Source organism: Stappia indica (assembly GCF_009789575.1).
In the GTDB taxonomy this organism is placed as follows: Bacteria; Pseudomonadota; Alphaproteobacteria; order Rhizobiales; family Stappiaceae; genus Stappia; species Stappia indica_A.
Genome location: NZ_CP046908.1, coordinates 1,813,414 through 1,837,906, shown reverse-complemented (window position 1 = coordinate 1,837,906; position 24,493 = coordinate 1,813,414). Strand labels below are relative to the sequence as shown.

The 24,493-nt window shown below is 67.7% G+C and carries 24 protein-coding genes; 14 read left to right on the top strand and 10 right to left on the bottom strand.

Annotated elements, in window-relative coordinates; all coding sequences use genetic code 11:
* Window positions 1-20 precede the first annotated feature (20 nt).
* On the bottom strand, window positions 21-590 hold the full coding sequence (locus tag GH266_RS08655; RefSeq protein ID WP_158193536.1) for a PRC-barrel domain-containing protein: 570 nt from the start codon (window positions 588-590) through the stop codon (window positions 21-23).
* A 620-nt stretch (window positions 591-1,210) separates the two neighbouring features.
* Here GH266_RS08655 and GH266_RS08650 point away from each other — a divergent pair.
* Window positions 1,211-1,390, top strand: a complete 180-nt coding sequence (locus GH266_RS08650) for a DUF1328 domain-containing protein (RefSeq protein WP_158193535.1) — start codon at window positions 1,211-1,213, stop codon at window positions 1,388-1,390.
* A 189-nt stretch (window positions 1,391-1,579) separates the two neighbouring features.
* On the opposite strand, the gene GH266_RS08645 is transcribed toward GH266_RS08650, so the two are convergent.
* The 5 genes from GH266_RS08645 to GH266_RS08625 form a co-directional block, all read right to left on the bottom strand.
* On the bottom strand, window positions 1,580-3,232 hold the full coding sequence (locus GH266_RS08645; protein ID WP_158193534.1) for a sensor histidine kinase: 1,653 nt from the start codon (window positions 3,230-3,232) through the stop codon (window positions 1,580-1,582).
* Window positions 3,219-3,797, bottom strand: coding sequence for a sigma-70 family RNA polymerase sigma factor (locus GH266_RS08640; RefSeq protein WP_158193533.1), 579 nt, complete (start codon window positions 3,795-3,797; stop codon window positions 3,219-3,221). Before GH266_RS08640 ends, GH266_RS08645 begins: the two co-directional genes overlap by 14 nt.
* A complete protein-coding gene (locus GH266_RS08635; protein WP_158193532.1) occupies window positions 3,797-4,048 on the bottom strand; it encodes a NepR family anti-sigma factor in 252 nt (83 codons plus the stop codon). The genes GH266_RS08640 and GH266_RS08635 overlap by 1 nt, the downstream gene beginning before the upstream one ends.
* A gap of 52 nt (window positions 4,049-4,100) precedes the next feature.
* Window positions 4,101-4,292, bottom strand: a complete 192-nt coding sequence (locus GH266_RS08630; protein WP_158193531.1) for a PLD nuclease N-terminal domain-containing protein — start codon at window positions 4,290-4,292, stop codon at window positions 4,101-4,103.
* Between the two features lie 212 nt (window positions 4,293-4,504).
* Window positions 4,505-5,518 carry a LacI family DNA-binding transcriptional regulator gene (locus GH266_RS08625; RefSeq protein WP_158193530.1) on the bottom strand — a complete coding sequence of 338 codons (1,014 nt, stop codon included), beginning with the start codon at window positions 5,516-5,518 and terminating at the stop codon, window positions 4,505-4,507.
* Between the two features lie 215 nt (window positions 5,519-5,733).
* Between GH266_RS08625 and GH266_RS08620 the strand changes: the two genes are divergently transcribed.
* From GH266_RS08620 to GH266_RS08595, 6 genes are read left to right on the top strand one after another with little or no spacing between them, the layout of a single operon-like run.
* Complete coding sequence (locus GH266_RS08620) at window positions 5,734-6,753, top strand: TRAP transporter substrate-binding protein (protein ID WP_158193529.1); 1,020 nt, start codon at window positions 5,734-5,736, stop codon at window positions 6,751-6,753.
* A 30-nt stretch (window positions 6,754-6,783) separates the two neighbouring features.
* The gene (locus GH266_RS08615; RefSeq protein ID WP_158193528.1) at window positions 6,784-7,338 is read left to right on the top strand and encodes a TRAP transporter small permease; all 555 of its coding nucleotides are present in this window, start codon (window positions 6,784-6,786) and stop codon (window positions 7,336-7,338) included.
* Window positions 7,335-8,612, top strand: a complete 1,278-nt coding sequence (locus GH266_RS08610) for a TRAP transporter large permease (RefSeq protein WP_158193527.1) — start codon at window positions 7,335-7,337, stop codon at window positions 8,610-8,612. The genes GH266_RS08615 and GH266_RS08610 overlap by 4 nt, the downstream gene beginning before the upstream one ends.
* An 8-nt stretch (window positions 8,613-8,620) precedes the next feature.
* Window positions 8,621-9,160, top strand: a complete 540-nt coding sequence (locus GH266_RS08605) for a VOC family protein (RefSeq protein WP_158193526.1) — start codon at window positions 8,621-8,623, stop codon at window positions 9,158-9,160.
* Between the two features lie 8 nt (window positions 9,161-9,168).
* Window positions 9,169-10,467, top strand: coding sequence for a ribulose-bisphosphate carboxylase large subunit family protein (locus GH266_RS08600; protein ID WP_199270483.1), 1,299 nt, complete (start codon window positions 9,169-9,171; stop codon window positions 10,465-10,467).
* A gap of 5 nt (window positions 10,468-10,472) precedes the next feature.
* The gene (locus GH266_RS08595) at window positions 10,473-11,750 is read left to right on the top strand and encodes a four-carbon acid sugar kinase family protein (RefSeq protein WP_158193525.1); all 1,278 of its coding nucleotides are present in this window, start codon (window positions 10,473-10,475) and stop codon (window positions 11,748-11,750) included.
* Between the two features lie 28 nt (window positions 11,751-11,778).
* On the opposite strand, the gene GH266_RS08590 is transcribed toward GH266_RS08595, so the two are convergent.
* A complete protein-coding gene (locus tag GH266_RS08590; RefSeq protein WP_158193524.1) occupies window positions 11,779-12,555 on the bottom strand; it encodes an IclR family transcriptional regulator in 777 nt (258 codons plus the stop codon).
* Between the two features lie 195 nt (window positions 12,556-12,750).
* On the opposite strand from GH266_RS08590, the gene GH266_RS08585 reads away from it, so the two are divergent.
* The 7 genes from GH266_RS08585 to GH266_RS08555 all read left to right on the top strand — a co-directional run bounded on the left by GH266_RS08585 (window position 12,751) and on the right by GH266_RS08555 (window position 21,322).
* The gene (locus tag GH266_RS08585; RefSeq protein ID WP_244953798.1) at window positions 12,751-14,247 is read left to right on the top strand and encodes an ABC transporter substrate-binding protein; all 1,497 of its coding nucleotides are present in this window, start codon (window positions 12,751-12,753) and stop codon (window positions 14,245-14,247) included.
* 188 nt (window positions 14,248-14,435) lie between these two features.
* Complete coding sequence (locus GH266_RS08580; protein WP_158193522.1) at window positions 14,436-15,353, top strand: ABC transporter permease; 918 nt, start codon at window positions 14,436-14,438, stop codon at window positions 15,351-15,353.
* A 6-nt stretch (window positions 15,354-15,359) separates the two neighbouring features.
* Window positions 15,360-16,259, top strand: coding sequence for an ABC transporter permease (locus GH266_RS08575; RefSeq protein ID WP_158193521.1), 900 nt, complete (start codon window positions 15,360-15,362; stop codon window positions 16,257-16,259).
* 5 nt (window positions 16,260-16,264) lie between these two features.
* Window positions 16,265-17,251 (top strand): ABC transporter ATP-binding protein, encoded by a 987-nt coding sequence (locus GH266_RS08570; protein ID WP_158193520.1) that lies wholly within the window; start codon window positions 16,265-16,267, stop codon window positions 17,249-17,251.
* Window positions 17,248-18,261: an ABC transporter ATP-binding protein gene (locus GH266_RS08565; protein ID WP_158193519.1), complete on the top strand. Its 1,014-nt coding sequence runs from the start codon at window positions 17,248-17,250 to the stop codon at window positions 18,259-18,261. Before GH266_RS08570 ends, GH266_RS08565 begins: the two co-directional genes overlap by 4 nt.
* A 60-nt stretch (window positions 18,262-18,321) precedes the next feature.
* Entirely contained in the window at window positions 18,322-19,905 is a 1,584-nt protein-coding gene (locus GH266_RS08560; protein WP_158193518.1) for a gamma-glutamyltransferase, read from the top strand.
* A 1-nt stretch (window position 19,906) separates the two neighbouring features.
* Window positions 19,907-21,322, top strand: a complete 1,416-nt coding sequence (locus GH266_RS08555) for a M20 family metallopeptidase (protein WP_244953797.1) — start codon at window positions 19,907-19,909, stop codon at window positions 21,320-21,322.
* Between the two features lie 237 nt (window positions 21,323-21,559).
* Here the strand turns inward: GH266_RS08555 and GH266_RS08550 are convergent, their stop codons facing one another.
* The 3 genes from GH266_RS08550 to GH266_RS08540 are packed head-to-tail and all read right to left on the bottom strand — an operon-like array spanning window position 21,560 to window position 24,474.
* Window positions 21,560-23,068, bottom strand: a complete 1,509-nt coding sequence (locus GH266_RS08550; RefSeq protein ID WP_158193516.1) for a tripartite tricarboxylate transporter permease — start codon at window positions 23,066-23,068, stop codon at window positions 21,560-21,562.
* 1 nt (window position 23,069) lies between these two features.
* Window positions 23,070-23,516: a tripartite tricarboxylate transporter TctB family protein gene (locus GH266_RS08545; protein WP_158193515.1), complete on the bottom strand. Its 447-nt coding sequence runs from the start codon at window positions 23,514-23,516 to the stop codon at window positions 23,070-23,072.
* 1 nt (window position 23,517) lies between these two features.
* The gene (locus tag GH266_RS08540) at window positions 23,518-24,474 is read right to left on the bottom strand and encodes a tripartite tricarboxylate transporter substrate binding protein (protein WP_199270482.1); all 957 of its coding nucleotides are present in this window, start codon (window positions 24,472-24,474) and stop codon (window positions 23,518-23,520) included.
* Window positions 24,475-24,493 lie beyond the last annotated feature (19 nt).

The window sequence follows — 24,493 nt, the reverse complement described above, 5'->3', positions numbered from 1 at the left end:
TGACTGCCTGTGTCGATCGATTACTCGACCGGCGCGGCGTTGCGGACACCGTCAACGGCGTCGGCCGAGAACTCCGGCATCGCTTCCAGGGTCTCCTGGGTCTGCGTGGTGTAGATGCGCGGATCGCCATTCTCGTCGCGACGGACCTCCAGCGAGGAGAGCTCCACGGCAACCGGCTTGGCACCGATGCCCAGGAAGCCGCCGACGTCGATCACCAGGGACTCGATCTTGCCGGCGCTCGACACGACCACATCGGAAACCTCGCCGATGTCGCTGTCGTCGGCGCTGTAGACGGTGCTGCCGATCAGCTCCTCGGCGGTGGTCACACCGACCTCGGCCAGGATGTCGCGCTCCTGGGTTGCGGGAGCGGCGGCCGTGTCGCCGGTGGTCGCCGGAGCGTCCATGCTCGGGGTCGCGCTCGGGGCAGCGGCAGGCGCGGCGGCGTCACCCGCCGGAGCCGGCTGCGTCGCGTTCATCTCGGGAGCCGCCGGGGTCATGCCGGTGTCTTCCTTGAGTTTCTGGTCCTGCGCCAGGGCACCGGTGGTCAGGGCGGCGGCGAGGGCGGTGGTCGTCAGAAGCGTGCGGATCATGTCTTTAGTCTCCTGATTGATGTCTCGTAACCCGAACCTGCGTGCCGATCTTGGGTTCGGCTCAGGTTTCGTTCCGGTCACGGTAGAAGAACCCTCTCGCCGGAGAAAGGTTCCGGCCGCAATCACGATTCTTCGATTTTCCGTGTGCTTTTCTTCTTTATGGGCAGGTCCTGCAGGCGCCACTCGGCAACAGTGGCGGGCGCCTCGGCAAAAAGAACAGGTGCGCGCGGGCGCGACTTGACGCGCGCGTCATGCACGCGCGTAAGGCGCGCGCGAAAGGGGGGCGTAAGGGGGGGCGAGCCTGCGCCTGCGGCAGGTGTTTTTGGAAAAAATGCCGGCCGGTCCGGCTTCGGCCTTCGCCCGGCCGATCCGCTCTCCCGCGTTCCGGCCTGTCAGGGCGGGAGGCGCTGTCGATCGCGCGCCTCTTCAAAAAAAGTTCAGACCGGATTGAACAAATCTTCTGCTGGCGGGTTGACTTCATGACCATGCACGATGGTGCAAGCGCAAGGCAAGCAGGGTTGCTTCAGTAATCGACCCGTTCTTGTCGCCGCATGGGACACGAGTACCGGTTCCGCGAAACGGATTTGCGCTACCGGGACGCTGTTCAAAGGAGAAATAACATGTTCGGTTGGGCTCTGACCTTCCTGGTTGTCGCGTTGATTGCGGCGGTGTTGGGTTTCGGCGGGATCGCCGGTACGGCCATGGGCATCGCCAAGCTCATCTTCGTCATCGCGATCATCCTCTTCGTGATTTCGCTGGTCTACGGTCTCATCAGCGGCCGGCGCCCGCCGACGGTCTGACAGCAGCCATCGACCGTCGACGCAGGCGGCCTGCTCACTCCTCCCTCGTCTGTCCGCCTGCCTGCTGCGCCGCGGGGTCTCAACCCCCGCGGCGCCTTTTTGTGTTGGGCCGCCTCGTGCCGGACGACAGACGAAAAAGGCCGACAGATCCCTGCCGGCCCGAAAGATTGAAGACGAGATGCGCGGCGCTCAGTGCATCGAGGCGGAGGCCTGCGGTCCGGGAACCGGGTGCAGCGGGATCTCCAGCCGGGCCGTTGCATCCTCCATGCCGCAGGTCGCGTCGAGCTGGTGGAGATAGGCATGGACCAGGCGCGAGCGCAGCGAGGCCGGCGTGCCCGTCTCGTTGCCGTCCAGCGTGTCGTTGATCTGGCTGGCGCCGGAAATCACCATGGCGATCCTGTCGGCCCCGGCCAGTTCGATGGTGAGGACCTCTCCCGGCAGCAGGCAGTCGAACCGCGGCGGCAGCAGCTCGGCCAGGATGAAGGCGAGCGGGATCGCGCGGTCGAGGTCGATCTCCGCGGCATTGGCGCCGGCATTGGTCTGGATGCGGACACGGCCCTGCGGCAGCGTTGCCGGTCCCCGCAAGGCCTCCACCACCTCGTGCACCAGCGCCGTCAGCGCCACATTGGTGCCCTCGGTCGAGGCGTAGGACACCCGGTAGGCGGCCGAGATCGCCAGGATCCGCTCCAGCGTCACCCGAAGGGCCGCCTTCTCGCGCGGGCCCGTCGCGTCGCGGCGCTGCATGCTGACCAGGCTGATGATCATCTGCAGCGTGTTCTTGATGCGGTGATGCAGTTCCCGGCTCAGCCGGCGCTGTTCGGCGAGGGCGGCCTCGGTGTCGTGGGTGCGCCGTTCGATCCGGTCGGCCATCATGTCGAAGGTCACGCCGAGCAGGTCGATCTCCGGCGCGGCGCCCGCCAGTTGCCCGACGCGCGCGCGTGTGTTTCCCGTGCCGTACTGGCGGAAGGTCGAATAGATGTGGCTGAGATAGCGCAGCAGGAACCGCTGGATGCCGTAGCGCAGCACCACGAAGACGACCGCCAGCAGGATGAGCGGCGGCAACAGCGCGCGCATTACGGTCAGCCACAGTTCCAGCCGGTGTTCCGACGACCGGCTGGCGGTCACGACCCGGTATTCGGTGCCGGGCAGCACGCTGGAGCCAACGAACCAGCCGCGGTCGCTTTCGGAAAAGTCCGCCCCGTCGGCGCGCGTTTCGCCGACGATCTGCAGGAAGTTGCCGATGTCGTTCTCCTCGTAGACATGGGAGGCGAGCACCGCACTGTTCTTGTCGACGAGGGCAAAGCCGATATTGGTCGCCGCCGTCGCGGTGATCGGGGCGATCAGCAGCGTCTGCGGCCGCAGGCCGATATCGATGCGGGTGCCGCTGGCCTCGTTGGTCCTGGAGATCGTGATGGTCTTGGCGGAGGGGCCGGAAACGGCGTCGCCCGGCGTTCCCAGCGGGCGCTGCACCACCTGACCGTCCTCGCCGAGGCCGAGGCTGCACACGGGCACCTCGCCGCGGAAGATGGCAAGTTCGGTCGCCTCGATCAGGTCCTCGCGCATGGCGGAGAAGACACGACGGCAATCTCCCAGGACCTGGGGGTCCTGGGAGGTCAGCGCGCTGGCATAGCCTTCGGCACGCGCAATCGCCTTGGCGCTCGACTGTCCGATCAGGCGGGCATAGTCCAGGAAGCGCCTGTGCTCCTCCTGGGACCGTCGCTCGAGATCGGAATAGGACAGCAGGAAGGCGAGAGCGGCGAGGGGGATGAGGGCTGCCGCAATATGCGCGAACAGCCGTCGATCAAGCCGGGTGCTGTTGGGCGGCAGTTTACTCCATGGCACTGATCTTCACCGTCGAACCGGGAGAAAGGGCGAGGACAGCTTCCACGGCTCGATCCGGTCCGAACTCGCTCGTCGACTCTGTTCCCATGATGTCGGCCAGCCGGGCGCGGGCGCGGTTGACGCGACTTTTTACCGTGCCGATGGCACAGCCGCAAATCTCGGCGGCCTCCTCATAGGAAAAGCCGGAGGCCCCGATGAGGATCAAGGCCTCGCGCTGGTCGTCGGGAAGCTGGTCGAGAGCCCGGCAGAAGTCGTCGAGGTCGAGATGCCCCATCTGATTGGGATGGGAGGCGAGCGTTGCCGAATAGCGGCCGTCCACGTCCTGCACCTCGCGCTTGCGCTTGCGGTGCGTCGAGTAGAGCGTGTTGCGCAGGATCGTGAACAGCCAGGCCTTCATGTTGGTGCCGGGCTCGAAGCGGCCGAGATTGGACCACGCCTTCATCAAGGCTTCCTGGACCAGGTCGTCGGCGCGGTCGCCCATCCCGACCAGCGACGCCGCGAAGGCGCGCAGGCTGGGAATGCAGGCCACCATCTCGTCTTTCAGCTCGACGCTGTGCTCGCTCATTACCGGGTCTCCCCCTCGGAACCGCCGTTTTCGTCCAGTTTCCTCAGCAGGTCCTCGAACCTTTGGGGCAGGGGCTGGGTCAGCACCTCGTTGTAGTAGGTTTGCAGCTGGTTGCTGATGCGAGAGTGGACATCGCCATCCGATGCGTTTGGCGGCGCTTTTTTCAGGGACTTCTCGCTGTAATTTAGCATAGGCAGCAAATCCTTCTTCAGCTCCGCACCGTAAACGCGCGGTGTCGGACTTGGTTCCATCCGGCGCCGTACTTTTTACCGATGCGGACGTTGCGGGGCTGGCGAACGGTGCTCAAACGGTTGCGGGGCGCGACGGGCCGGCCACAAGCCAGATGAGGAAGCCGAGGACGGGCAGTGCCAGGATCAGGACGACCCAGATGACCTTCGCGAGCGTGGAGGCACCCGAGCCGACGATCTTGATGATTGCGTAGACGTCCAGAACCAGAATGATGAGGCCGAGCAGGCCCCCCACCTCGATACCCATGTTCATACTCCTTTTGCGGCCGCGCAGGCGGCGTGCTCGTCGGTCGACCGCGTCACTTTGCGGTGCGGGGCGCGGCCGGTGGCCGCCGTTCCGCCCTGTCAAAACAGGCGATGTCGGGAGATGAACGTGCGTCGGGGCGATTTGGTTCCCGCGACGTTACGGAAAGTTTGCAAGCGGGTGCAGGGGCTTCCGGAGAAAACCGAATTAGCCGGTTAAAGATATTGCGAGGGGATGTTCTCGCGGAAGATCAGGTCCATCTTCAGCGGCGGGCGCAGGCCGGCGCCGCCTGCCGGCTGCGCGAAACGGGCCAGCGTCTCGCCGATCACCTGGTCCGGGTCGGAGTTGATCACCGCGTCCATCGTGCCCTCGATCAGCAGGCGGCGGGTGTCGGCGGTCAGGCCGTGGCCGATGAACACGACCCGCTCGCCCATCCCCTTTTCGGCGAGCGCCCGGGCGATGCCGTCGGACGAGCCGCCGACATTGTAGATGCCGACGAGGTCCGGGTTCTGCTCCAGCAGCGAGCGGGTGTGGTTGTAGTTCTCGTTGCGGTCGTCGTGGCCCTCGCGCATGCCGACGACCCTGAGGTCCGGGTAGCTCTCCTCCAGCAGGCCGAGGAACCCCATCTCGCGCTCCGCGTGGGCGCGGTAGGTGCGGCTGCCGGCGACCAGCGCGACGCTGCCCTCGCGCGCGCCGCAGAACCGGCCGAGCAGCAGGGCCGCCGTGCGCCCGGCCGCCTGGTTGTCGAGCCCGACATAGGCCTCGCGCGCCGGGTGCGGCAGGTCGGAGACGATGGTGACGAGCCGGGTGCCGGCCGCGCTCACCTCTTCCGCCGCCTCGCGCACCAAGGGGTGGTCGATGGCCATGAAGGCGATGCCGTCGGCCCAGCGGGCGTGGTGGCGCAGGGCCGCGGCCAGCGCGCCGGCATCGAAGCTCTCGATGAAGAAGCAGCGCAGCGGCGATGCATCGCGCGTCTGGGTGTCGGCGACGCCGCGCACCTTGTCGCCCAGCAGGCGCAGATAGGGGTTGCTGCCCATCGGCAGCAGGAAGGCGACGTTCGGCGGGCGCTGGCCGCCCAGCTTGTCGCGCTCCTCCGCGCTCATGTAGCCGAGCTCCACCGCCGCCGCGAGCACCCGGGCGACCGTGCGGTCCTTGACGCCCTTGCGGCGGTTCAGCACCCGGTCGACGGTCGCCAGCGACACGCCGGCCGCTTCGGCCAGGTCCGCCATGGATGGGATCTGGGACGGGATCTGGGACGGGAGCTGGATCTCTCCTGAGGGCACCTCAAAATACCTCAATATTTGATGTTTGACGTGATGCTCACGGCTTCGTAGCCTTTTGTCAAGAGGAACGGATTTCGGCGGTCTCCATCTATTCAAGGCCGTCAAAATACCTCATGAGCCTTCGGAAAAGCCGGGCCATGGAACCATCTTGGGAGGATGCAATGACCAGACAGCTGTTTTCCGTCACGCGGCGCGGCGCCCTTGCGCTCGGTCTCGGTGCGGGTGCCTTCGCCATGGCGCCGGGCTTCGCCCGCGCCCAGTCGCTCACCCTGCGCTACGGCCACAACAACGAGCCGGCCAGCGTCGCCGGTGCCCAGGCCGACTGGTTCGCGGAAGCGGTGGCCAAGCATTCGGGCGGCGACGTCGCCGTGCAGGTCTATCCCTCCTCCCAGCTCGGCAAGCTGCAGGAGCTGGCCGAGGCTGTCTCGCTCGGCACCATCGCCTTCTCGCACAACACCGCCGGCGGCATCGGCTCGCTCTACGAGCCCTTCGCGGCGCTCGACACGCCCTATCTCTATCGCGACGTCGACCACCTGATGAAGGTGATGGACATCAATTCGCCGGTGATGCAGGAGCTCAACCAGGGCCTGATCCAGGCGGCCAATGTCCGCGTGATCTACGCCCACTATTTCGGCCGCCGCAATCTCACCGCCAACAAGGCGGTCTACAAGCCGGCCGACCTTGCCGGCGAGAAGATCCGCGCCGTGCCTTTCCCGATCTACCAGGCCGCCATCGAGGGCATGGGCGCAGCTCCGGTTCCGGTCGACTGGTCGGAAGTGCCCACCGCGCTTGCCACCGGCGTCGTCGCCGGCCAGGAGAACCCGGTCAACGTCATCCTCAACGTCAAGCTCTACGACGTGCAGTCGCATCTGATGCTGACCGGCCACATGTCCAATGCCGAGGTCGTGGTGATGAACGAGGACGCCTGGCAGGCCCTGTCGCCGGCCCAGAAGGAGGCGGTTGCCGCCGCTGCGCTGGAGATCCGCGAGCGCGCCACCAAGGCGATCCAGGACAACGAGGCCAAGGATACTCAGGCGCTGCGCGAGGCCGGCATGACGGTGATCGGGCCGGAAGACGGGCTCGACGTGGAGGCCTTCCGCGCCTCGGTCAGCAAGCTCGTCAACGAGCGCTTCGGCGAAAAATACGGCGCCCTCTATGAGAAGATCCGCGCGATCTCCTGATCGCCCGAACGTTGAGCGAGAAGTGCGGCCATGACCGGCGCGACTGACCCCGTCTCCCCTGATTCCGGAGGGGCCGGTCCCGTCCCCCCGGGCGGCAGGCTCCTTGCAGGTGCGGCGGCGTGCTGCCGCACCCTCGCCGTGCTGCTGCTGATGGCGATGAGCGTGCTGGTCGTCGGCCAGGTGCTCGGCCGCAACCTGCTCGATCTCGGCATGCCCTGGGCGGACGAGCTCGCCCGCTTCTGCGGCGTCGCGCTCGTCTTCCTCTGCGTGCCGTTGCTCGCCCTGCAGGGCCGGCATGTGGCGGTGGATCTGGTGCCGATGTCGCTGCCGGCGCCTGCCCGCCGCTGGACCGGCCTGCTGGTCGAGCTCAGCGTCCTCGCCTTCTCGCTCTTCTTCCTCTACGGGCTCTACCGTTTTCTCGGCCGGGCGTGGAAATTCGCCACCCCGACCCTCGGCATCCCCAACTGGGTGTTCTACGCGCCGGCCATCGTCGCGATGGTGCTGCTGGCGCTGGTCACCCTTGCCCGCCTGCTCGCGCTTCTTCGCGGCCAGACGCTCCCCGGTTCCGATCAGGCCCTGCCATGAGCCTCCTGCTTCTCCTCGTCTTTTCCGCCGCGCTGCTGCTCGGCGCGCCGATTGCCGTTGCCCTCGGCCTTGCCTCGGCACTGGCCATCGCCGCCTTCGACCTGCCGGTGCATGTCTTGGCGCAGCGCGGCATCAACGCGCTCGATTCGACGCCGCTGCTCGCCGTGCCGCTGTTCATCCTGGCGGCGAGCCTGCTCAACGCGATGGGCGTCACAACCCATATCTTCGACCTGGTGCGGCTCGTCGTCGGGCGCATCCGCGGCGCGGTCGCGCAGGTGTCGATCCTCGTCAGCCTGATCTTTTCCGGCGTCTCGGGCGCCGCACTCGCCGATATCGGCGCGCTCGGCAAGATCCAGATCGACCAGATGTCGGCGCAGGGCTACCGGCGCGATTTCGCCGCCGGCATCACCATCGCGGCGGCGACCATCGGGCCGATCTTCCCGCCCTCCATCCCGCTGATCATCTATGCCAGCGTCACCAATGTCTCGGCGGTGCAGCTGCTGGTCGCCGGCATCGTCCCGGCGCTGCTGATCACGGCCTTCCTGATGGTGCAGGTCGCCGTCATGGCGCGCATCTACAACCTGCCGCGCGACACGGTCAGCCCGTCGCTGCGCGCCGTCGCCCGCAAGGCGGTGATCTCGCTGCCGGCGCTGGTCGCCCCGGTGATCCTGATCGGCGGGCTGCTCAGCGGCTATTTCGGCCCCACCGAAGTCGCCGGCGTCACGGTCGCCTATGCGCTGGCCATCGGCTTCCTCGTCTACCGTTCGCTCACCCTCAAGGCCGTGTGGGAGAGCCTGCGCGAAACGGTGGAGGCGACCGCCGGCATCCTGTTCATCGTGTCGACGGCCGCCGTCTTCGCCTGGGTGCTGACGCTCGACCAGGTCCCGGCGATGGCCGGGCAGATGCTTCTGGGGCTTTCCGACAATCCGCTCGTGCTGCTGCTGCTGGTCAACGTGCTGCTGCTCGTCGTCGGCATGTTCCTGGAATCCATCGCGGCGATCCTGATCATCGCGCCCATCGTCGCCCCGGCGCTGCACCAGGCCGGCGTCGATCCGCTGCAGCTCGGCATCGTCTTCGTGCTCAACCTGATGATCGGGCTGCTGACGCCGCCCATCGGCATGAGCCTCTACATGGTCTCCATCGTCGCCAGGATGCCGGTCCATTCGGTCATCCGCGGCGTGCTGCCCTTCTTCCTGCCCCTCGCGCTGTCGCTGCTGGTCGTCTCGGCCGTGCCGGCCGTGTCGACGTGGCTTCCCCGACTTCTCTCGCAATAGGGTTCTTCATGAGCAGGTTTCTCGGCGCAATCCGCCAGCTCGGCTACGTGGTCGACGACATCGAGGCGGCGATGGAGCATTGGCACAAGGTCATGGGCGTCGGCCCGTGGTACTACAATCCCAAGGTGCCCATCGAGGACTACCGCTATGACGGCCAGTCCTTCAAGGTCCACAATTCCGTTGCGCTGGCCAACAGCGGCGAGGTGCAGGTCGAGCTGATCCAGACCCGCAACGACGCCCCGTCGATGTATCGCGACTTCCGGCTCGCCGGCCATCGCGGGCTGCAGCATGTCGCCTACTGGACGCAAGATTACGACGCGGATCTCGCCCGCATGGAGGCCGAAGGCTTCCGCGTGAAGATGAGCGGCAAGGTCGGGGCGAACGGCCGCTTCGCCTATTTCGACCGCGAGGCCCATCCCGGCACGGTGATCGAGCTGTCCGAGGTGATGGGGCCGAAGGGCCGGATGTTCGACCTGATCCGCGCTGCCTCGGAAGGCTGGGACGGCAGCGATCCGGTCCGTCCCTTCCCCGACCTTTCCGCGATCTGAGGCGGGCGATGCAGGCGATCCCCCTCAAAGCCGACAGCGTCGAGGCGACCTATCTGATCGAGACGCCGCTCGCGCCGGAAAAGGTCGCGGCGATCATGGCCGGCGAGCAGAGCTGCGGCACCTTCGTGCGTGTTGCCGGCGAGAGCGACGAACTCCGCGCCCGTGCCGGCGCCGAGGTGCTGTCCGTCGAGGACTTGGCGCCGGCGAGCGCCCCGAGCCTTGCCAGCGCCTGGCTCGAGCGGCAGGGCACGCCCGGCCCCTGGCGGCGCGCACGGGTGCGCATCGCCTATCCGCTCGCCAATATCGGCACCAACCTGCCGACCCTTGCCGCCACGGTCGCCGGCAATCTCTACGATCTCGGCGAGGTCACCGGGCTTCGCCTCGTCGATGTCGCCCTGCCGCAGGCCTGCCGCACCCGGTTCGACCTGCCGCTGCACGGCGTTGGCGGCACCCGCGCGGTGCTCGGCGTGGCTGGTCGGCCGCTCTTCGGCACCATCATCAAGCCGAATGTCGGCCTGAGCGCCGACGAGATCGCCGCGCTGGTGGCGGATCTTTGCGAGGCCGGCGTCGAGTTCATCAAGGACGACGAGATCTGCGCCGACCCGGACCATGCGCCGCTGGAGGCGCGGGTCCGCGCGGTGATGGCTCAGGTGCGGGCCTATCGCGAGCGCAGCGGCCGCACTGTCATGGTCGCCTTCAACATCACCGACGAGCTCGACGCCATGCGCCGCCATGCGGATCTGGTGGAGCGCGAGGGCGGGTCCTGCGTCATGGCCAGCCTCAACTGGTGCGGCCTGTCGGCGATGCAGTCGCTGCGCCGGTCCACGCCGCTCGTCGTGCACGGCCATCGCAACGGCTTCGGCGCCTTCGCCCGCCATCCGTTGCTCGGCATCGGCTTCGACGCCTATCAGGCGCTCTACCGCCTTGCCGGCGTCGACCACATGCATGTGCACGGCATCGGCGGCAAGTTCTCCGACGCTCCCCAAGAGGTGGAGGAGGCGGCGCGCCGCTGCCTCCAGCCGCTCGCCGTTGACGCACCGGATGCCTCGGACGCGGTGATGCCGGCCTTCTCCTCCGGCCAGTGGGCCGGCACGCTGCCGGTTACGGCGCAGGCCGCCGGGTCGAGCGACTTCCTGTTCATGGCGGGCGGGGGCATCCTCGCCCATCCTTCGGGCCCGGCGGCTGGCGTCGCCAGCCTGCGCCAGGCCTGGGAGGCGGTCGCCGCGAACGAGGATCTGGAGCAGGCTGCACGCTCCCGGCCGGAGCTTGCCGGGGCGCTCTCCTTCTTCGGGAAAAAGGCCGGGTAACGGGCATGAGCGGCTACGTCTTCATCGGAGACGATTTCACCGGCGCGTCCGACACGCTGGCGACGCTGGCCGAGGCCGGCATTGCCGCGCGCCTGTGCCTGGAGCGGCAAGGCCTTGCCCGTCTGCCGCAGACGCCGCGCGGCAAGGGCGCGTTTCCGGCCGTCGGCATCGCCACCGACTTTCGCGCCGGCGCGCCGTCTGAGGTCGAGCCGCGCCTGCGCGCCCTGATGCCGCTGGTGCGGGGATGCCTGCCCCGTTTCGTGCACTACAAGATCTGCTCCACCTTCGATTCCGCCCCGCATGTGGGCAATGTCGGCGCGGCCGTCGCCGTGCTGGAGGAGGAGCTGTCGCCGGCGCTCACCGTCATTGTCGGCGGCCAGCCCAGCCTGCAGCGCTTCTGCCTGTTCGGCACGTTGTTCGCGCGTGCCCCCGACGGGCAGGTGCACCGCATCGACCGCCATCCGGTGATGAGCCGCCATCCGGTCACGCCGATGGGGGAGGCGGACCTGCGCCGTCATCTCGCCGCGCAAGGGCTCGGCGATGTCGCGCTGCTGGCGCGGCCCGAGCTTGCGGATGCCGCAGCCAGTGTGGCCGCCATGGCGGACGGCAGCGGGCGCCGCGTGCTGGTCGATGCGGTCGACGATACGGATATCGAGATGCTGGGCCTTGCCCTGTCGCTGCTGGAAACCCATGGCCGGCCCCTGCTGCTGGTCGGCGCCAGCGGCGTTGCCGAGGCGGTGGCGGGAAGGGCCGCAGAGACGGGGGGCGAAAGCGTCCCGGATGCGTCTGCGCTCGGCCCGGTTCCCGGTCCGCGCCTGGTGCTGGCCGGCAGCCGCTCGGCGGCAACCGCGGCGCAGGTCGCCACGGCGACGCGCTACACGCGCCTTGCCCTCGGCGCGTCCGACATCACGGGGGAGGGGCGGGAGCTGTTCGCGGCGCGCTGCGCCCAGCTGCTGGCCGGCGGCACCAACGTGCTCGCCCATCTCGATCCGCACGCCGATTACGGCCTTGCGCCCGATGCCCTTTCCGAGAGCCTTGCCGAGCTCGCCGCGCGCATCCTCGCCCTGCATCCCGTTGCCGCGCTGGCGGTCGCCGGCGGCGATACCTCGGGGGCGGTGGTGCGCCGCCTCGGCTTCGAGAGTCTCTCCTTCGTCGCCCGCGCCGGTTCGGGCGTTGCCGTCTGCCGCGGCCATGCGCCGGGCACGCCGCTCGACGGCATGCGGTTGATGCTCAAGGGCGGGCAGGTCGGCCCGCTCGATCTCTTCGACCGGTTCGCCGCCTGACTTAGCCGCCTGACGGGGGCTCGAGGCCTTACGCGCCGCGCGGCAGGTGGATCGAGTTGGCGACCTCGATCAGGTGCGGGGCCAGTTCCCCGCGCACCCGCTCCACGCTCCATTTCAGGCTCGAGACCGAGCATTGCACGGTGGCGACCGGCCGCCCGTCGCCGGACATGATCGGCGCGGCGATGCCGATCTCGTTCATGATGTTCTCGCTATGTGTCAGCCCGTAGCCGCAGGCGACCGCCTCCTCGATGGCCTCGGCGATCTTGGCCCGGTCGGTCGTCGTCTTGGGCGTCAGCGGCTTGATCGGCCAGGTCTCGACCGCCACCTTGCGCTCCGCCTCGCTCAGCCTTGCGATCATCGCCCGTCCGCTGGAGGTGGTCAGCGCCGACAGCCGCCGTCCGGACACCATCGCGCCGAAGGCGGTGAGCTGGGTCGGGATGCGGATCACGTAGACGATCTCCTGGCCGGCGAGCCTGGCGACGTTGACCCGCTCGCCCAGCGAGCGCCCCAGCTCGATCGCCTTGGGCATGGCGAGCTGCACCAGCGGGTCGGCCCATTGATAGGCGTTGCCCAGCTCCAGGAACTTGATCGAGGGGCTGTAGCGCCGCGATTCCGGGTCCTTGTTGAGATAGCCGGTCTTGTGCAGCGTGTTGGTCAGCCGCTGCGCCGCGCTCTTGTCGAGCCCGGTGAGTTCGGCGATCTCGGTCAGCCCCAGCACCGTGTGATGCTCGTTGAACAGGCTGAGCACGCGCAGCCCCTTGTCGAGCGAGCCGACGAACAAAGTGTCCTGCTTTTCCTTCGGCATAGACCCTTCCTGTCCTTTCGCTCCGTCTTTGGCGCAATAATCTTGCGGATGACGTGAGTTTTGGATTCTTGACACGTTCCAAACTGGACAATACGCTCAACCATAATACGGTCAAACGTATTAGTATATAATAATCGAAAACCAGAGGGACCGGTTCCGCGCCGGTTGATTGAGCAGATGAAGACACGCCTCCTGATGAGCACCGTTGCCCTGGCCGTCGTCATGACTGCCGGCAGCGCCATGGCCGACAAGGCCAACGACACGCTGAATGCCGCCTTCACCAAGGAACTGGAATCGGTCGACAGCTACTTCAATTCCGCCCGCGAGGGCGTGATCCTGCAGCGGTCCATCTGGGACGGCCTGCTCTATCTCAACCAGGAGACCGGCGAGTACGAGGGCAACCTTGCGACCTCCTGGACCTGGGTCGACGACACCACGCTGGAGCTGAAGCTGCGCGAGGGCGTCAAGTTCCACAACGGCGAGGAGTTCGACGCCGACGACGTGGTCTACACGGTCGAGTTCGTCTCCAAGCCGGAGAACGGCGTCGTCGTCCAGCGCAACGTCAACTGGATGAAGGGCGCGGAGAAGGTCGACAAGTACACCGTCCGCATCTTCACCAATGGTCCGTTCCCGGCCGCGCTCGAGTATCTCGCCGGCCCGGTCTCGATCTATCCGAACGAGTATTACGCCGAGGCCGGTCCCGCCGGCATGGCGCTGAAGCCGGTCGGTACCGGTCCCTACCAGGTCGAGAGCGTCGAGCCCGGCAAGCATTTCGTGCTGAAGAAGTACGAGGGCTATCACGGCGGCCCGAAGGGCATGGCGAATATCGGCACCGTCGACATCCGCACCATTCCCGACATCAACACCCAGCTCGCCGAGCTGTTCAGCGGCGGCCTCGACTTCATCTGGGGCGTGCCGGCCGACCAGGCCGAGAAGCTGGCGATGATGGACCGGGTCAACGTCGTCAACGAGAGCACCATGCGCGTCGGCTATCTGGAGCTCGATGCGGCTGGCCGCAGCGGCGCCGACAACCCGATGACCAAGACCAAGGTGCGCCAGGCCATCGCCCATGCCATCGACCGCCAGGCCATCGTCGACAACCTGCTCAAGGGCGCCTCGAAGGTCGTGCATTCGGCCTGCTTCCCGAGCCAGTTCGGCTGCGACCTCGACGTGACCAAGTACGAGTTCGATCCGGAGAAGGCCAAGGCGCTGCTCGCGGAGGCCGGCTATCCGGACGGCTTCGAGGTCGACTTCTACGCCTACCGCGACCGGCCCTATGCCGAGGCGATGCTCTCCTACCTCGCCAATGTCGGCATCCGGGCCAACCTGAAGTTCCTGCAGTACTCGGCCCTGCGCGACATGCGCCACAAGGGCGAGACCAGCATGAGCTTCCAGACCTGGGGCTCCTACTCGGTCAACGACGCCTCGGCGATCACCAGCCAGTTCTTCAAGCACGGCAAGGAAGACTTCGCCCGTGACGACGAGGTGCTGGAGTGGCTCAACGTCGCCGACACCTCCGTCGATCCGGCGGTGCGCAAGGAGAACTACTCCAAGGCGCTGAACAAGATCGCCGACGAGGCCTACTGGGTGCCGCTGTTCTCCTACAACGCGAACTACGTGTTCACGAAGGAGGCGACCTTCACCCCGACCCCGGACGAGGTCGTGCGCTTCTTCCACGTTCGCTGGAACTAAGCGCCGAGCCGAGACCTGCGACCCGCGCCCGGCCTTCCTCTCGCCGGGCGCGGATCGTGCCTTTCGCAGCTTCGCCATGCCTGAGCGAGCGTCCGCCTTCCGTTCCGGAGCGCGGCTCCTTGCGCCATTGGCAAGCCCGTTTCGCTCCGCCCCCGCATGATGCGGCCGCCTGACGATCGGAACCCGAGATGCTTATGTTCACCCTGAAACGGCTGGGGCTCGCCATTCTGGTGACCTTCACCGTGTCGCTGCTGAGCTTCAGCCTGCTGTTCATGTCCGGCGATCCGGCTTCGGCGATTGCCGGCGAGAACGCCTCCGCCACCGACATCGAGGCGATCCGCGTCCTCTACGGCTTCGACCGGCCGTTCATGGTGCAATATGCCGACTGGCTGTTCGGCGCGCTGTCGGGCGATTTCGGGCAGAGCTACTATTTCCGCGTGCCGGTCGCCCAGCTGATCGGCGAGCGCCTGTCGACGACGATGCTGCTCGGCGTGTGCGGCATCTCCTTCGCGCTGGTCACCGCCATTCCGCTCGGCGTTGCCGCGGCGATGCGCCCGAACTCGCTGATCGACCGCACCGCGCTGTTCCTGTCGGTGATGGGCCAGGCGATGCCGAGCTTCTGGTTCGGCCTGGTGCTGATCGTCGTCTTCTCGATCCAGCTCGGCTGGCTGCCGCCGTCCGGCTCCTCGACCTGGAAGCACTTCATCATGCCGACCGTCGTGCTCGGCTACTACGCCATGCCGGCGATCATGCGCCTGACGCGCGCCGGCATGCTGGAGGTGTTGAACGCCGACTACATCCGCACCGCGCGCGCCAAGGGCGCCAGCGAGACGCGGGTGATGTTCAAGCATGCGCTGCGCAACGCGGTGGTGCCGGTGGTCAGCCTTGCCGCCGTGCAGATGGGCTTCATGCTGGGCGGCTCCATCGTGGTGGAGTCCATCTTCGCCCTGCACGGCGCCGGCTATCTCGCCTGGGAGTCGATCGCCCGCAACGACCTGCCGACCGTGCAGGCGCTGATCCTGATCTTCTCGCTGTTCTACATCGTCTTCACGTTCCTGTCGGATCTGGTCAATGCCTGGCTCGATCCGCGCATCCGGGTGGGCTGATCCGACATGGCACGCACCATCGAAACCGTCGCGGAAGACCTCCGCACCCCGAGCCCGGCCGCGCTCCTGCGCAAGCGCATCTTCGGCCATTACGGTCTCGTCTTCGGCATCGTCGTCCTGACGATCATCGTCGCGCTGGCGCTGTTCGCCCCGCTCTTGACGCCGCACGACCCCTACGCCCAGGACCTGATGGCGCGCATGAAGCCGCCGTTCTGGATGGCGGGCTCGGACCCGAACCATCTGCTGGGCACCGACTATCTGGGGCGCGACTATCTCGCGCGGCTGCTCTACGGCGCGCGCATCTCGCTCGCCATCGGCCTGTTCGCCGCGCTGATCTCCGGCCTCATCGGCACGGCGATGGGCGTTGCCGCCGGCTATTTCGGCGGCCGGGTGGATCTCGTCGTCACCTTCCTGATCAACGTGCGCCTCGCCATGCCGGTGGTGCTGGTGGCGCTGGCCGTCGTCGCCATTCTCGGCGGCTCGCTGCAGGTGGTGGTCTGCGTCCTCGGCCTGCTGCTGTGGGACCGGTTCGCGGTTGTGATGCGCTCCTCCGTGCTGCAGGTGCGCGACCTCGAATACGTCAACGCCGCCAGGGCCATCGGCTGCTCGACCCGTCGCATCATCCTGCGCGAGATCATGCCGAACGTGGTCAACAACCTGATCGTCGTCGCGACGCTGGAAATGGCGCACGCCATCCTGCTGGAGGCGGCGCTCTCGTTCCTCGGCCTCGGCGTGCAGCCGCCGACCCCGTCCTGGGGCCTGATGATCTCCGAAGGCAAGCAGATGATGCTGTTCGAGCCCTGGCTGATCGCCATTCCGGGCGTCGCGCTGTTCATCCTGGTGCTGGCCATCAACCTTCTCGGCGACGGCCTGCGCGACGTCACCGCACCGGAAAACAGGGGCTGAGATCCATGAGCGAACCTGTCCTCAAGGTAGACAACCTCACCATCGACATCCCGATGGCGCAGGGCACCCTGCATGCGGTGCGCGGCATCGACTTCGAGCTGAAGCGCGGCGAGACCCTGTGCATCGTCGGCGAGAGCGGCAGCGGCAAGTCGCTGACCTCGCTCGCCATCATGGGCCTCCTGTCGAAGAAGATGCGCTGCAATGCGGCGCGGCTCGACTTTTCCGGCATCGACCTGCGCAAGCAGTCGCCGCGGGCGATGCGCGCCCTGCGCGGCGACCGCATGGCGATGATCTTCCAGGAGCCGATGACCTCGCTCAACCCGGCCTACACCATCGGCGACCAGCTGATGGAGGCGCTCCAGCTGCACCGTCCGGTCAGCCGGGCCGAGGCGCGGGCCCGGGCCATCGAGCTGCTCGGCAAGGTCGGCATCACCGCGGCCGAAAGCCGCCTCTCCCAGTATCCGCACCAGCTCTCCGGCGGCCTGCGCCAGCGCGTGATGATCGCCATGGCCCTGATGTGCGAGCCGGAGCTGATCATCGCCGACGAGCCGACCACCGCGCTCGACGTGACGATCCAGGCGCAGATCCTGCGCCTGCTCGCCGATCTCCAGCGCGAGATGAACATGGCGATGATCCTGGTCACCCACGATCTCGGCGTCGTCGCCCGCATCGCCGACAAGGTGGTGGTGATGTATGCCGGCGAGGTGGTGGAAAAGGGCAGCGCCCGCGAGATCTTCGAGAACCCGCGCCATCCCTACACCCGCGGCCTGCTGCGCTGCATCCCGGTTCCGGGCAAGACCAAGCCCGGCGAGCATCTCGGCTCGATTCCCGGCATCGTGCCCTCGCTGATCGGCAAGGTGGAAGGCTGCGCCTTCCGCTCGCGCTGCGACGTTGCCGAGGCCGCCTGCGCCTCGGACGTCCCGGTGCGCCGGACCGGCGAGGACCACATGTATCGCTGCATCCACGAGGTCCAGGCAGGAGCCCCGTCATGAGCACGCCCGAAACCGTCACGCGCGAAACCGCCGCACCCGAAGCCGGCGCCGCTCCGGTCCTCGAACTTGTCGGCGTCACCAAGACCTACCGGGTCAAGCAGGGCATGTTCTCTGCCGCAAAGCCCCTGAATGCGCTCGGCGGCGTCAGCCTGAAGATCCACCGCAAGGACGTGCTCGGCCTCGTCGGCGAGAGCGGTTGCGGCAAGTCGACCCTTGCCAAGATCCTGCTCGGCCTGGAGGCACCGACCTCCGGCAAGGTGCTGATCGACGGGCGCGAGGTCACCGCGCGCGAGCGCACCGTGCTCGCCCGGCGCATCCAGCCGATCTTCCAGGATCCGTACTCGTCGCTCAATCCGCGCAAGTGCATCGAGGACATCATCGCCCTGCCGCTGGTGGTCCACAAGATCGGCGACAGCGCCTCGCGGGCCAAGTCCGTCGCGCGCATGCTCGATCTCGTCGGCCTGCCGCAGCGCGTGCTGCGCGGCTATCCCAACCAGTTGTCGGGCGGCCAGCGCCAGCGCGTCGCCATTGCCCGCGCCCTGGTGATGAACCCGGAGATCGTCATCTGCGACGAGCCGACCTCGGCGCTCGACGTGTCGGTGCAGTCGCAGATCCTCAACCTGCTCGGCGACCTGCGCGAGGAGCTGGGCCTCACCTATCTGTTCATCAGCCACAATCTGGCGGTGGTCGAGCACCTGGCGACCCGCGTTGCCGTCATGTATCTCGGCAAGATCGTCGAGGAGGCTCCGGCGTCCGAACTCTTCGCCGGCCCGCGCCACCCTTACACGCAGGCGCTGCTGGAATCCGTGCTGACGCCGGACCCGAACCTTTCGGTGCCCGACACCCATCTCGGCGCGGCCTATCCCAACCCCATCGACCCGCCGTCCGGCTGCCATTTCCATCCGCGCTGCGCGAAGGTCATGGACATCTGCAAGACCACCCCGCCGCCCCATGTCGCCGGGCCGCAGGGCCATGTCGACTGCCATCTGCACGCGGCGCCCGCCCGCTGACCACCGCCCCGCTGACCATCGTCGCCCCGCCGTCGTCCCGCCTGTGGTGAGGAACATCCCATGAGCAATCTTTCGCGCACCCAGTCCGTGCGCAAGCATGTCATCGAGACCCGCGGCGGCGTCGTCGCCTCGCAGCACCGGGTGGCCGCAGAGACCGGCGCGGCCGTCCTGGCCGCCGGGGGCGATGCGGTGGATGCGGCGGTTGCCGTCTCCTTCGCCGTCGGCGTGCTGGAGCCGTGGATGAGCGGCCCGGCGGGCGGCGGCGCCATGGTCCTGTGGCGCGAGGACGAGCAGAAGGCGCACAGCATCAATTTCGGCATGCGCTCGCCCGCCGCCCTCGATCCGGCCGACTACCCGCTGTCGGGCGAAGGCAAGTCGAACGACCTCTTCCCCTGGCCGTCCGTGGTCGAGGACCGCAACGTCCAGGGCGCCACGGCGATCGCGGTTCCCGGCACCGTTGCCGGCATGGAACTGGCGCACGCCACCTGGGGCCGGATGGGGTGGAAGGACCTGGTCATGCCGGCGGCCGACCTTGCCGCCGAGGGCATGCTGGTCGACTGGTACGCCTCGCTGATCATTTCGTCGGTGGCGCGCGAGCTCGCCAAGGATCCGGATGCGGCGGCCATGTTCCTCGACGACGGGGTCTGGCCGAAATCCTCCGGCTGGACCGCGGTTCCCAACATCCGCCTCGACCAGGGCCGGCTGGCCGGCACGCTGCGGCGCATCGCCGAGGCCGGTGCGCGCGACTTCTACGAGGGCGATATCGCCGCGGCGATGGCCGCCGACGTGCAGGCCAAGGGCGGTTCGCTGTCGCAGGCCGACCTTGCCGCCTACCGGGCGGTGCTCGCCCCGGCGCTGGAGACTTCCTATCGCGGCGGCACGATCCATGCGGCGCGCGGCCTGACGGCGGGCGCCAATCTCGTCGAATGTCTTGCGATGATGGAGGCCGCCTTCACGCCGACCTCCGCGCCGGACGGCACCAGCTATGCCGAGATGGCCCGCGCGCTGTCGGCCGCTTACGAGCGGCGGCTGCGCGAAATGGGCGACACGGGCGAGGCGGAAGGCTCCGGCACCCCGTCCTGCACCACCCATTTCAGCGTCGTCGACCGGCACGGCAACATGTGCGCCGTCACCCAGACCCTGCTGGCGGTGTTCGGGTCTCGCGTCGTCTCGCCCTCCACGGGCCTCCTGATGAACAACGGCATCATGTGGTTCGACCCCGAGCCCGGCAAGCCGAACTCGCTGGCGCCGAACAAGGCCTGCCTGATGAACGTCTGCCCGGCCATCGGCGAGAAGGCCGGCCGGCGCTTCGCCATCGGCGCGTCCGGCGGCCGCAAGATCCTGCCGGCCGTGCTCAATCTCACCTCCTTCCTGATGGACTTCGACATGTCCCTGGAGGAGGCCTTTCACCAGCCGCGCATCGACAACAGCGGCGGCGGGGCGATCCTCGCCGACGAGACGCTGCCGCAGTCGGTCGTGTCCGCGCTGTCCGCCGTCCATCCGGTGACGGCCACCCGCCGCACCGTCTTCCCGTATGCCTTCGCCTGCCCGGCCGGCGTGCTGCGGCAGGACGGCATCAACATGGGCTGCACGGAGATCATGTCGCCATGGGGCGACGCCGTGCCCGAAACCGAGGGAGCCTGACGTGGCAAACCGTGAGAGCGTCATCGCGCGCATCGACACTTTCCTTTCGAGCGGCGGTTACGAGACCGAGCTCGCCCGCATGCTCGCCTTCGAGACCGAGAGCCAGGACCCGTCCCGTCGGGCGGAGCTGATGCGCTACCTGGTCGAGGAGATGGAGCCCAAGCTCACCGGGCTCGGCTTCGCCTGCCGCATCATGACCAACCCGGTCGACCCGTCCGTGCCCTTCCTCTTTGCCGAGCGCATCGAGGACCCGGCCTTCGAGACGGTCCTCACCTACGGCCATGGCGACGTCATCCGCGCCCAGACCGACCAGTGGCGCGAGGGGCTGCATCCCTTCCGCCTGGTGCGCGAGGGCGACAAGCTCTATGGGCGCGGCACCGCCGACAACAAGGGGCAGCACTGCATCAATATCGCGGCGCTGCGGACGATCCTTGAGGAGCGCGGCTCGCTCGGCTTCAACTGCAAGATCATCATCGAGATGGGCGAGGAATGCGGCTCGCCTGGCCTTGCCGAGCTGTTCTCGCAGAACCGCGAGACCTTCGCCGCCGACGTGCTGATCGCCTCCGACGGCCCGCGCCTGCATCCCGACCGTCCGACCCTGTTCATGGGCTCGCGCGGCGCGGTCAATTTCGACCTGCGCGTCGAGCTGCGCGAGGGCGCCCACCATTCGGGCAACTGGGGCGGGTTGCTGCGCGACCCGGCCATGGTGCTGGCCCATGCGCTCGCCTCGATCACCGACCGCCGCGGCCAGATCCAGGTGCCGGAGTGGCGCCCGACCAGCCTGACGCCGGCCGTGCGCGAGGCGCTGAAGGACTGCCCGGTCGGCGGTTTCGACGGACCCACCGTCGACACCGACTGGGGCGAGGAGAGCCTCACCCCGTCCGAGCGCGTCTTCGGCTGGAACAGCTTCGCCATTCTCGCCCAGACCAGCGGCGTGCCGTCCGCTCCGGTCAACGCCATTTCGGGCCGCGCCCATGCCCATTGCCAGCTGCGCTATGTGGTCGGCACCGATCCCGACGACATCCTGCCGGCGCTGCGTCGTCATCTCGATGCCAACGGCTTCCAGATGGTCGAGATCGTCCCCGCCGACCGCGGCTTCTTCCATGCAACGCGCCTCGACCCCGACCATCCCTGGGTCACGCGGGTCAAGACCTCCATCGAGGCGACCACGGGCAAGAAGCCGGCGATTCTGCCGAACCTCGCCGGCTCGCTGCCGAACGAGACCTTCGCCGACATTCTCGGCCTGCCGACCGTCTGGGTGCCGCATTCCTACCCCGGCTGCTCCCAGCACGCGCCGAACGAGCACGCGCTCCATTCCATGACCCGCGAAGCGCTGGCGATGATGGCCGGCCTCTTCTGGGACATCGGCGAGGCGAACGCGGCCCGCGCCGGCAAGACGGCCGAAGCGACCGCCTGAGACGCCGCCGCCTCAATCGGCAAACCCGCTCGTCCGATCCGTCGCCATCATGCCACGGGTCGGACCGGCGGGGATTACTTGGAGAGCGGGGGCGGGGACAGGTTCGAGATATCCCCGCACACGACAACGCCCGGACGGGTCTTCGTCCGGGCGTCGTTTTTTGAGACGATTGAGAGCGCTTGCGTCAAGATTTCTCGAAATTTTGCAAAATCCGTCTCGAAAATTCTCGAAATTCGCTCAAGCGTTGTTTTCGCTCATCTTTTTGTCGCGCCGGCGCTTCAGCGCCTTCATCACGGGCCACAGGATCATTGCCAGCGTCGCCGCGGCCAGCACCGCAGAGATCGGCCGGGTCAGCAGCTCCACCGGGTCGCCCCGGCTGATCAGCAGCGCGCGGCGCACGCTCTGCTCGGCCATCGGCCCCAGGATCATGCCCAGGATGATCGGCGCCAGCGGCACGTTCAGCTTTTCGAGCAGGTAGCCGGCAGCACCGGCCGCCAGCATTACCCACAGATCGACCGGCCGTCCGTTGATCACATAGACGCCGACGCACATCAGCACCAGGATCGAGGGCACCAGCAGGACGCCCGGAAGCCTTTGAATTTGCGCGAAGATTCTGGTTGCGGCGGCGCCGCCCACCAGGAGGATCAGCACCGAGGTCAGCAGCATCTCGATCATGAAGCCGCCGACCAGCACCGGGTTCTGGTGGAACAGCTGCGGTCCCGGCTGCAGCCCGTGGATCATCAGCGCGCTCAGCACCAGCGCGGCGACGACATTGCCAGGAATGCCAAGGGTCAGCGCCGGAATCATCGAGGCGGCGTTGTCGGCATTGTTGCCGCATTCGGCCGCTGCCACGCCCTGCGGGTTGCCCTTGCCGAAGCTTTCGGGCTCGGAACTGGCGTTCTTGGCGGCGTTGTAGCTCAGGAACGCGGCGATGTTGCCGCCCGCTCCCGGCAGGATGCCGACGAAGATGCCGATCAGCGACGAGCGGCCCCAGGTCGGCAGCAGGCCTTTGACCTCGCCCTTGCGGAACGGCACGCTGGCCAGCCGCAGCTGGGCTGCCGAAAGGCCCTTGAGATCGCACTTTTCGGCCAGTTGCGGCACCGGCGGCAAGGCGTAGAGGCCGACCAGCACGACCACCAGGTCGAGGCCGCCGAGCAGCCACGGCTGGTCGAACGTGTAGCGTGCCTGGCCCGACAGCTGGTCGATGCCGACCGTGCCGAGCAGCAGGCCGAGCACCGCCGCCATCACGCCCTTGACCGGGTCGCTGCCGACCATGACGCCGACCGAGGCCATGCCGAACATGGCGATCCAGAAATATTCGGCCGGGCCGAAATGCAGCGTCGCGCGGGCCAGCAGCGGCCCGACGGTCATCAGGGCCAGCGCGCTGGCGATGCCGCCGATGGCCGACGACCAGCAGGCGATCTTCAGCGCCTTGGCCGCTTCGCCCTTCTCGGCCATCGGGAAGCCGTCGAAGGTGGTGGCGATGGAAGCCGGGGTGCCCGGAATGCGCAGCAGGATCGCCGGGATCGCGCCGCCATACATCGAGCCGTTGTAGATGCCGGCGACCATCGCCAGAGCCACCAGCGGGTCCATCGAGTAGGTCAGCGGCAGCAAGAGGGCGATGGCCATGACCGGGTTGAGGCCGGGCAGGGCGCCGATCAGCACGCCGAGCAGCGTCGCGCCCAGCATGGCGACGAGCGGCCCGGTTGCCATCACGGCGGAGACGGCGTTCAGCAGGAAGTCCATCTCAGCCTCCCAGGCGCGAGGCGGCCCAAAGCTCGGCCGGCAGCGGCTTGTTGAGCACCAGCGAGAAGACGATCCAGACCAGCGCGATGAAGCTCGCCGCCACGATCGCCGTGTAGAGCGGCCGGCGGAAGCCCAGCATCGGCGGCAGCGCCAGCATCAGCAGCACCGAGGCGGTGTAGAAGCCGAGCGGTAGGATCAGCGCCACGTAGATGACGCCGGCGGCCAGTGCCTTGACGAGGTTGGCCGGCACGTCGACGAGCCGCCGCGGCGCATCGGTCTTGGATCGGGCGGCGCGCAGCATCACCAGAGCGCCGCACAGCGCCAGGACCACACCCAGCACCATCGGGTAGGTGCCGCCGGCTCCCTGGTAGGAGCCGGCCTGCCATGCGGCCGCCAGGCCGAGGCCCGCGAAGAGCAGGCCGAGGGCCAGGTCCTGGCTGCGCTCCATCTTACTTCGCCAGGCCCAGGTTCTTGGAGACGACGGCCAGCGCGTCGAACTCGGTCTTCAGCCGCGCGCCGAGCGCCTCGCCCTTGACCACGTTCGGAACCTCGCCCTTGGAGGCCAGGAACTCGACATAGGACGGGTCGTTGACCGCCTCGTCGATGACGGCGGCGAGCTTGTCGACGATGGCCTGGTCGAGGCCCTTCGGACCCAGGATCGCGCGCCACAGCAGGGTCTCCTTGTCGCCGAGGCCGAGGCTTGCAAGGCCGGCGGCCTGCGGCAGCGCCGGCACGTCGGCCGCCGAGGTCACGACGAGGCACTTGGCCTGCTTCTCTTCGACGTAGGGCAGGACCGGCGAGATCGAGCCGCCATAGATGTCGACATGCTTGCCGAGGAAGTTCTGCAGCGTCTCGCCGGCGCCGCCGAACGGGATGGCGACCGCCTTGATGCCGCGCGCCTGGAAGATCCGTTCCGCCGCCAGCTGCATCGTGCCGCCGATGCCGTCGTTGCCGTAGGTGTACTTGTCCGGGTTGGCGGCGAGCTCGGCCAGGAACTCTTCGCCCGTCTCGGCCGGAAACTCAGGATGGACGCAGAGCGTGTAGGCCGTTTCGGAGGTCGAGGCGATGGGCGTGAAGCTGTCGAGCGTGTAGGCGACGTTCTGGACCTGCGGCACGGTGGTCAGCGGGCTGTTCCAGGTGGCGAAGAGCGCGTAGCCGTCGGGCTTGGCCTGCATGAACTGCGAGGCGCCGACCGAGCCGCCGCCGCCGCCGACATTCAGCACGGCGATCGAGGTGCCGAGCTTCTCTTCCAGCAGCAGGGCCAGCTTGCGGGCGCTGGTGTCGGTGCCGCCGCCGGCACCGGCCGGGATGGTGAGTTCGATGGGGCGCTCGGGATAGTCGGCAAGAGCGGGCATGGAGGTGCAGCCGAGCAGGGCTGCTGCGACAATGATCTTGTTGATTTTCATGTTGTTTCTCTCCCGTGAG

Bases quoted from the DNA above. Each gene is read 5' to 3' on its own strand.
- GH266_RS08585 (WP_244953798.1), top strand. From the start codon at position 12,751: ATGAGCACCGTTGCCCTGGCCGTCGTCATGACTGCCGGCAGCGCCATG.
- GH266_RS08615 (WP_158193528.1), top strand. From the start codon at position 6,784: ATGACCGGCGCGACTGACCCCGTCTCCCCTGATTCCGGAGGGGCCGGT.
- GH266_RS08570 (WP_158193520.1), top strand. From the start codon at position 16,265: ATGAGCGAACCTGTCCTCAAGGTAGACAACCTCACCATCGACATCCCG.
- GH266_RS08595 (WP_158193525.1), top strand. From the start codon at position 10,473: ATGAGCGGCTACGTCTTCATCGGAGACGATTTCACCGGCGCGTCCGAC.
- GH266_RS08580 (WP_158193522.1), top strand. From the start codon at position 14,436: ATGCTTATGTTCACCCTGAAACGGCTGGGGCTCGCCATTCTGGTGACC.
- GH266_RS08575 (WP_158193521.1), top strand. From the start codon at position 15,360: ATGGCACGCACCATCGAAACCGTCGCGGAAGACCTCCGCACCCCGAGC.
- GH266_RS08655 (WP_158193536.1), bottom strand. From the start codon at position 590: ATGATCCGCACGCTTCTGACGACCACCGCCCTCGCCGCCGCCCTGACC.
- GH266_RS08545 (WP_158193515.1), bottom strand. From the start codon at position 23,516: ATGGAGCGCAGCCAGGACCTGGCCCTCGGCCTGCTCTTCGCGGGCCTC.
- GH266_RS08560 (WP_158193518.1), top strand. From the start codon at position 18,322: ATGAGCAATCTTTCGCGCACCCAGTCCGTGCGCAAGCATGTCATCGAG.
- GH266_RS08635 (WP_158193532.1), bottom strand. From the start codon at position 4,048: ATGGAACCAAGTCCGACACCGCGCGTTTACGGTGCGGAGCTGAAGAAG.
- GH266_RS08650 (WP_158193535.1), top strand. From the start codon at position 1,211: ATGTTCGGTTGGGCTCTGACCTTCCTGGTTGTCGCGTTGATTGCGGCG.
- GH266_RS08640 (WP_158193533.1), bottom strand. From the start codon at position 3,797: ATGAGCGAGCACAGCGTCGAGCTGAAAGACGAGATGGTGGCCTGCATT.
- GH266_RS08610 (WP_158193527.1), top strand. From the start codon at position 7,335: ATGAGCCTCCTGCTTCTCCTCGTCTTTTCCGCCGCGCTGCTGCTCGGC.
- GH266_RS08620 (WP_158193529.1), top strand. From the start codon at position 5,734: ATGACCAGACAGCTGTTTTCCGTCACGCGGCGCGGCGCCCTTGCGCTC.
- GH266_RS08600 (WP_199270483.1), top strand. From the start codon at position 9,169: ATGCAGGCGATCCCCCTCAAAGCCGACAGCGTCGAGGCGACCTATCTG.
- GH266_RS08630 (WP_158193531.1), bottom strand. From the start codon at position 4,292: ATGGGTATCGAGGTGGGGGGCCTGCTCGGCCTCATCATTCTGGTTCTG.
- GH266_RS08590 (WP_158193524.1), bottom strand. From the start codon at position 12,555: ATGCCGAAGGAAAAGCAGGACACTTTGTTCGTCGGCTCGCTCGACAAG.
- GH266_RS08605 (WP_158193526.1), top strand. From the start codon at position 8,621: ATGAGCAGGTTTCTCGGCGCAATCCGCCAGCTCGGCTACGTGGTCGAC.
- GH266_RS08565 (WP_158193519.1), top strand. From the start codon at position 17,248: ATGAGCACGCCCGAAACCGTCACGCGCGAAACCGCCGCACCCGAAGCC.
- GH266_RS08625 (WP_158193530.1), bottom strand. From the start codon at position 5,518: ATGGCGGACCTGGCCGAAGCGGCCGGCGTGTCGCTGGCGACCGTCGAC.
- GH266_RS08540 (WP_199270482.1), bottom strand. From the start codon at position 24,474: ATGAAAATCAACAAGATCATTGTCGCAGCAGCCCTGCTCGGCTGCACC.
- GH266_RS08550 (WP_158193516.1), bottom strand. From the start codon at position 23,068: ATGGACTTCCTGCTGAACGCCGTCTCCGCCGTGATGGCAACCGGGCCG.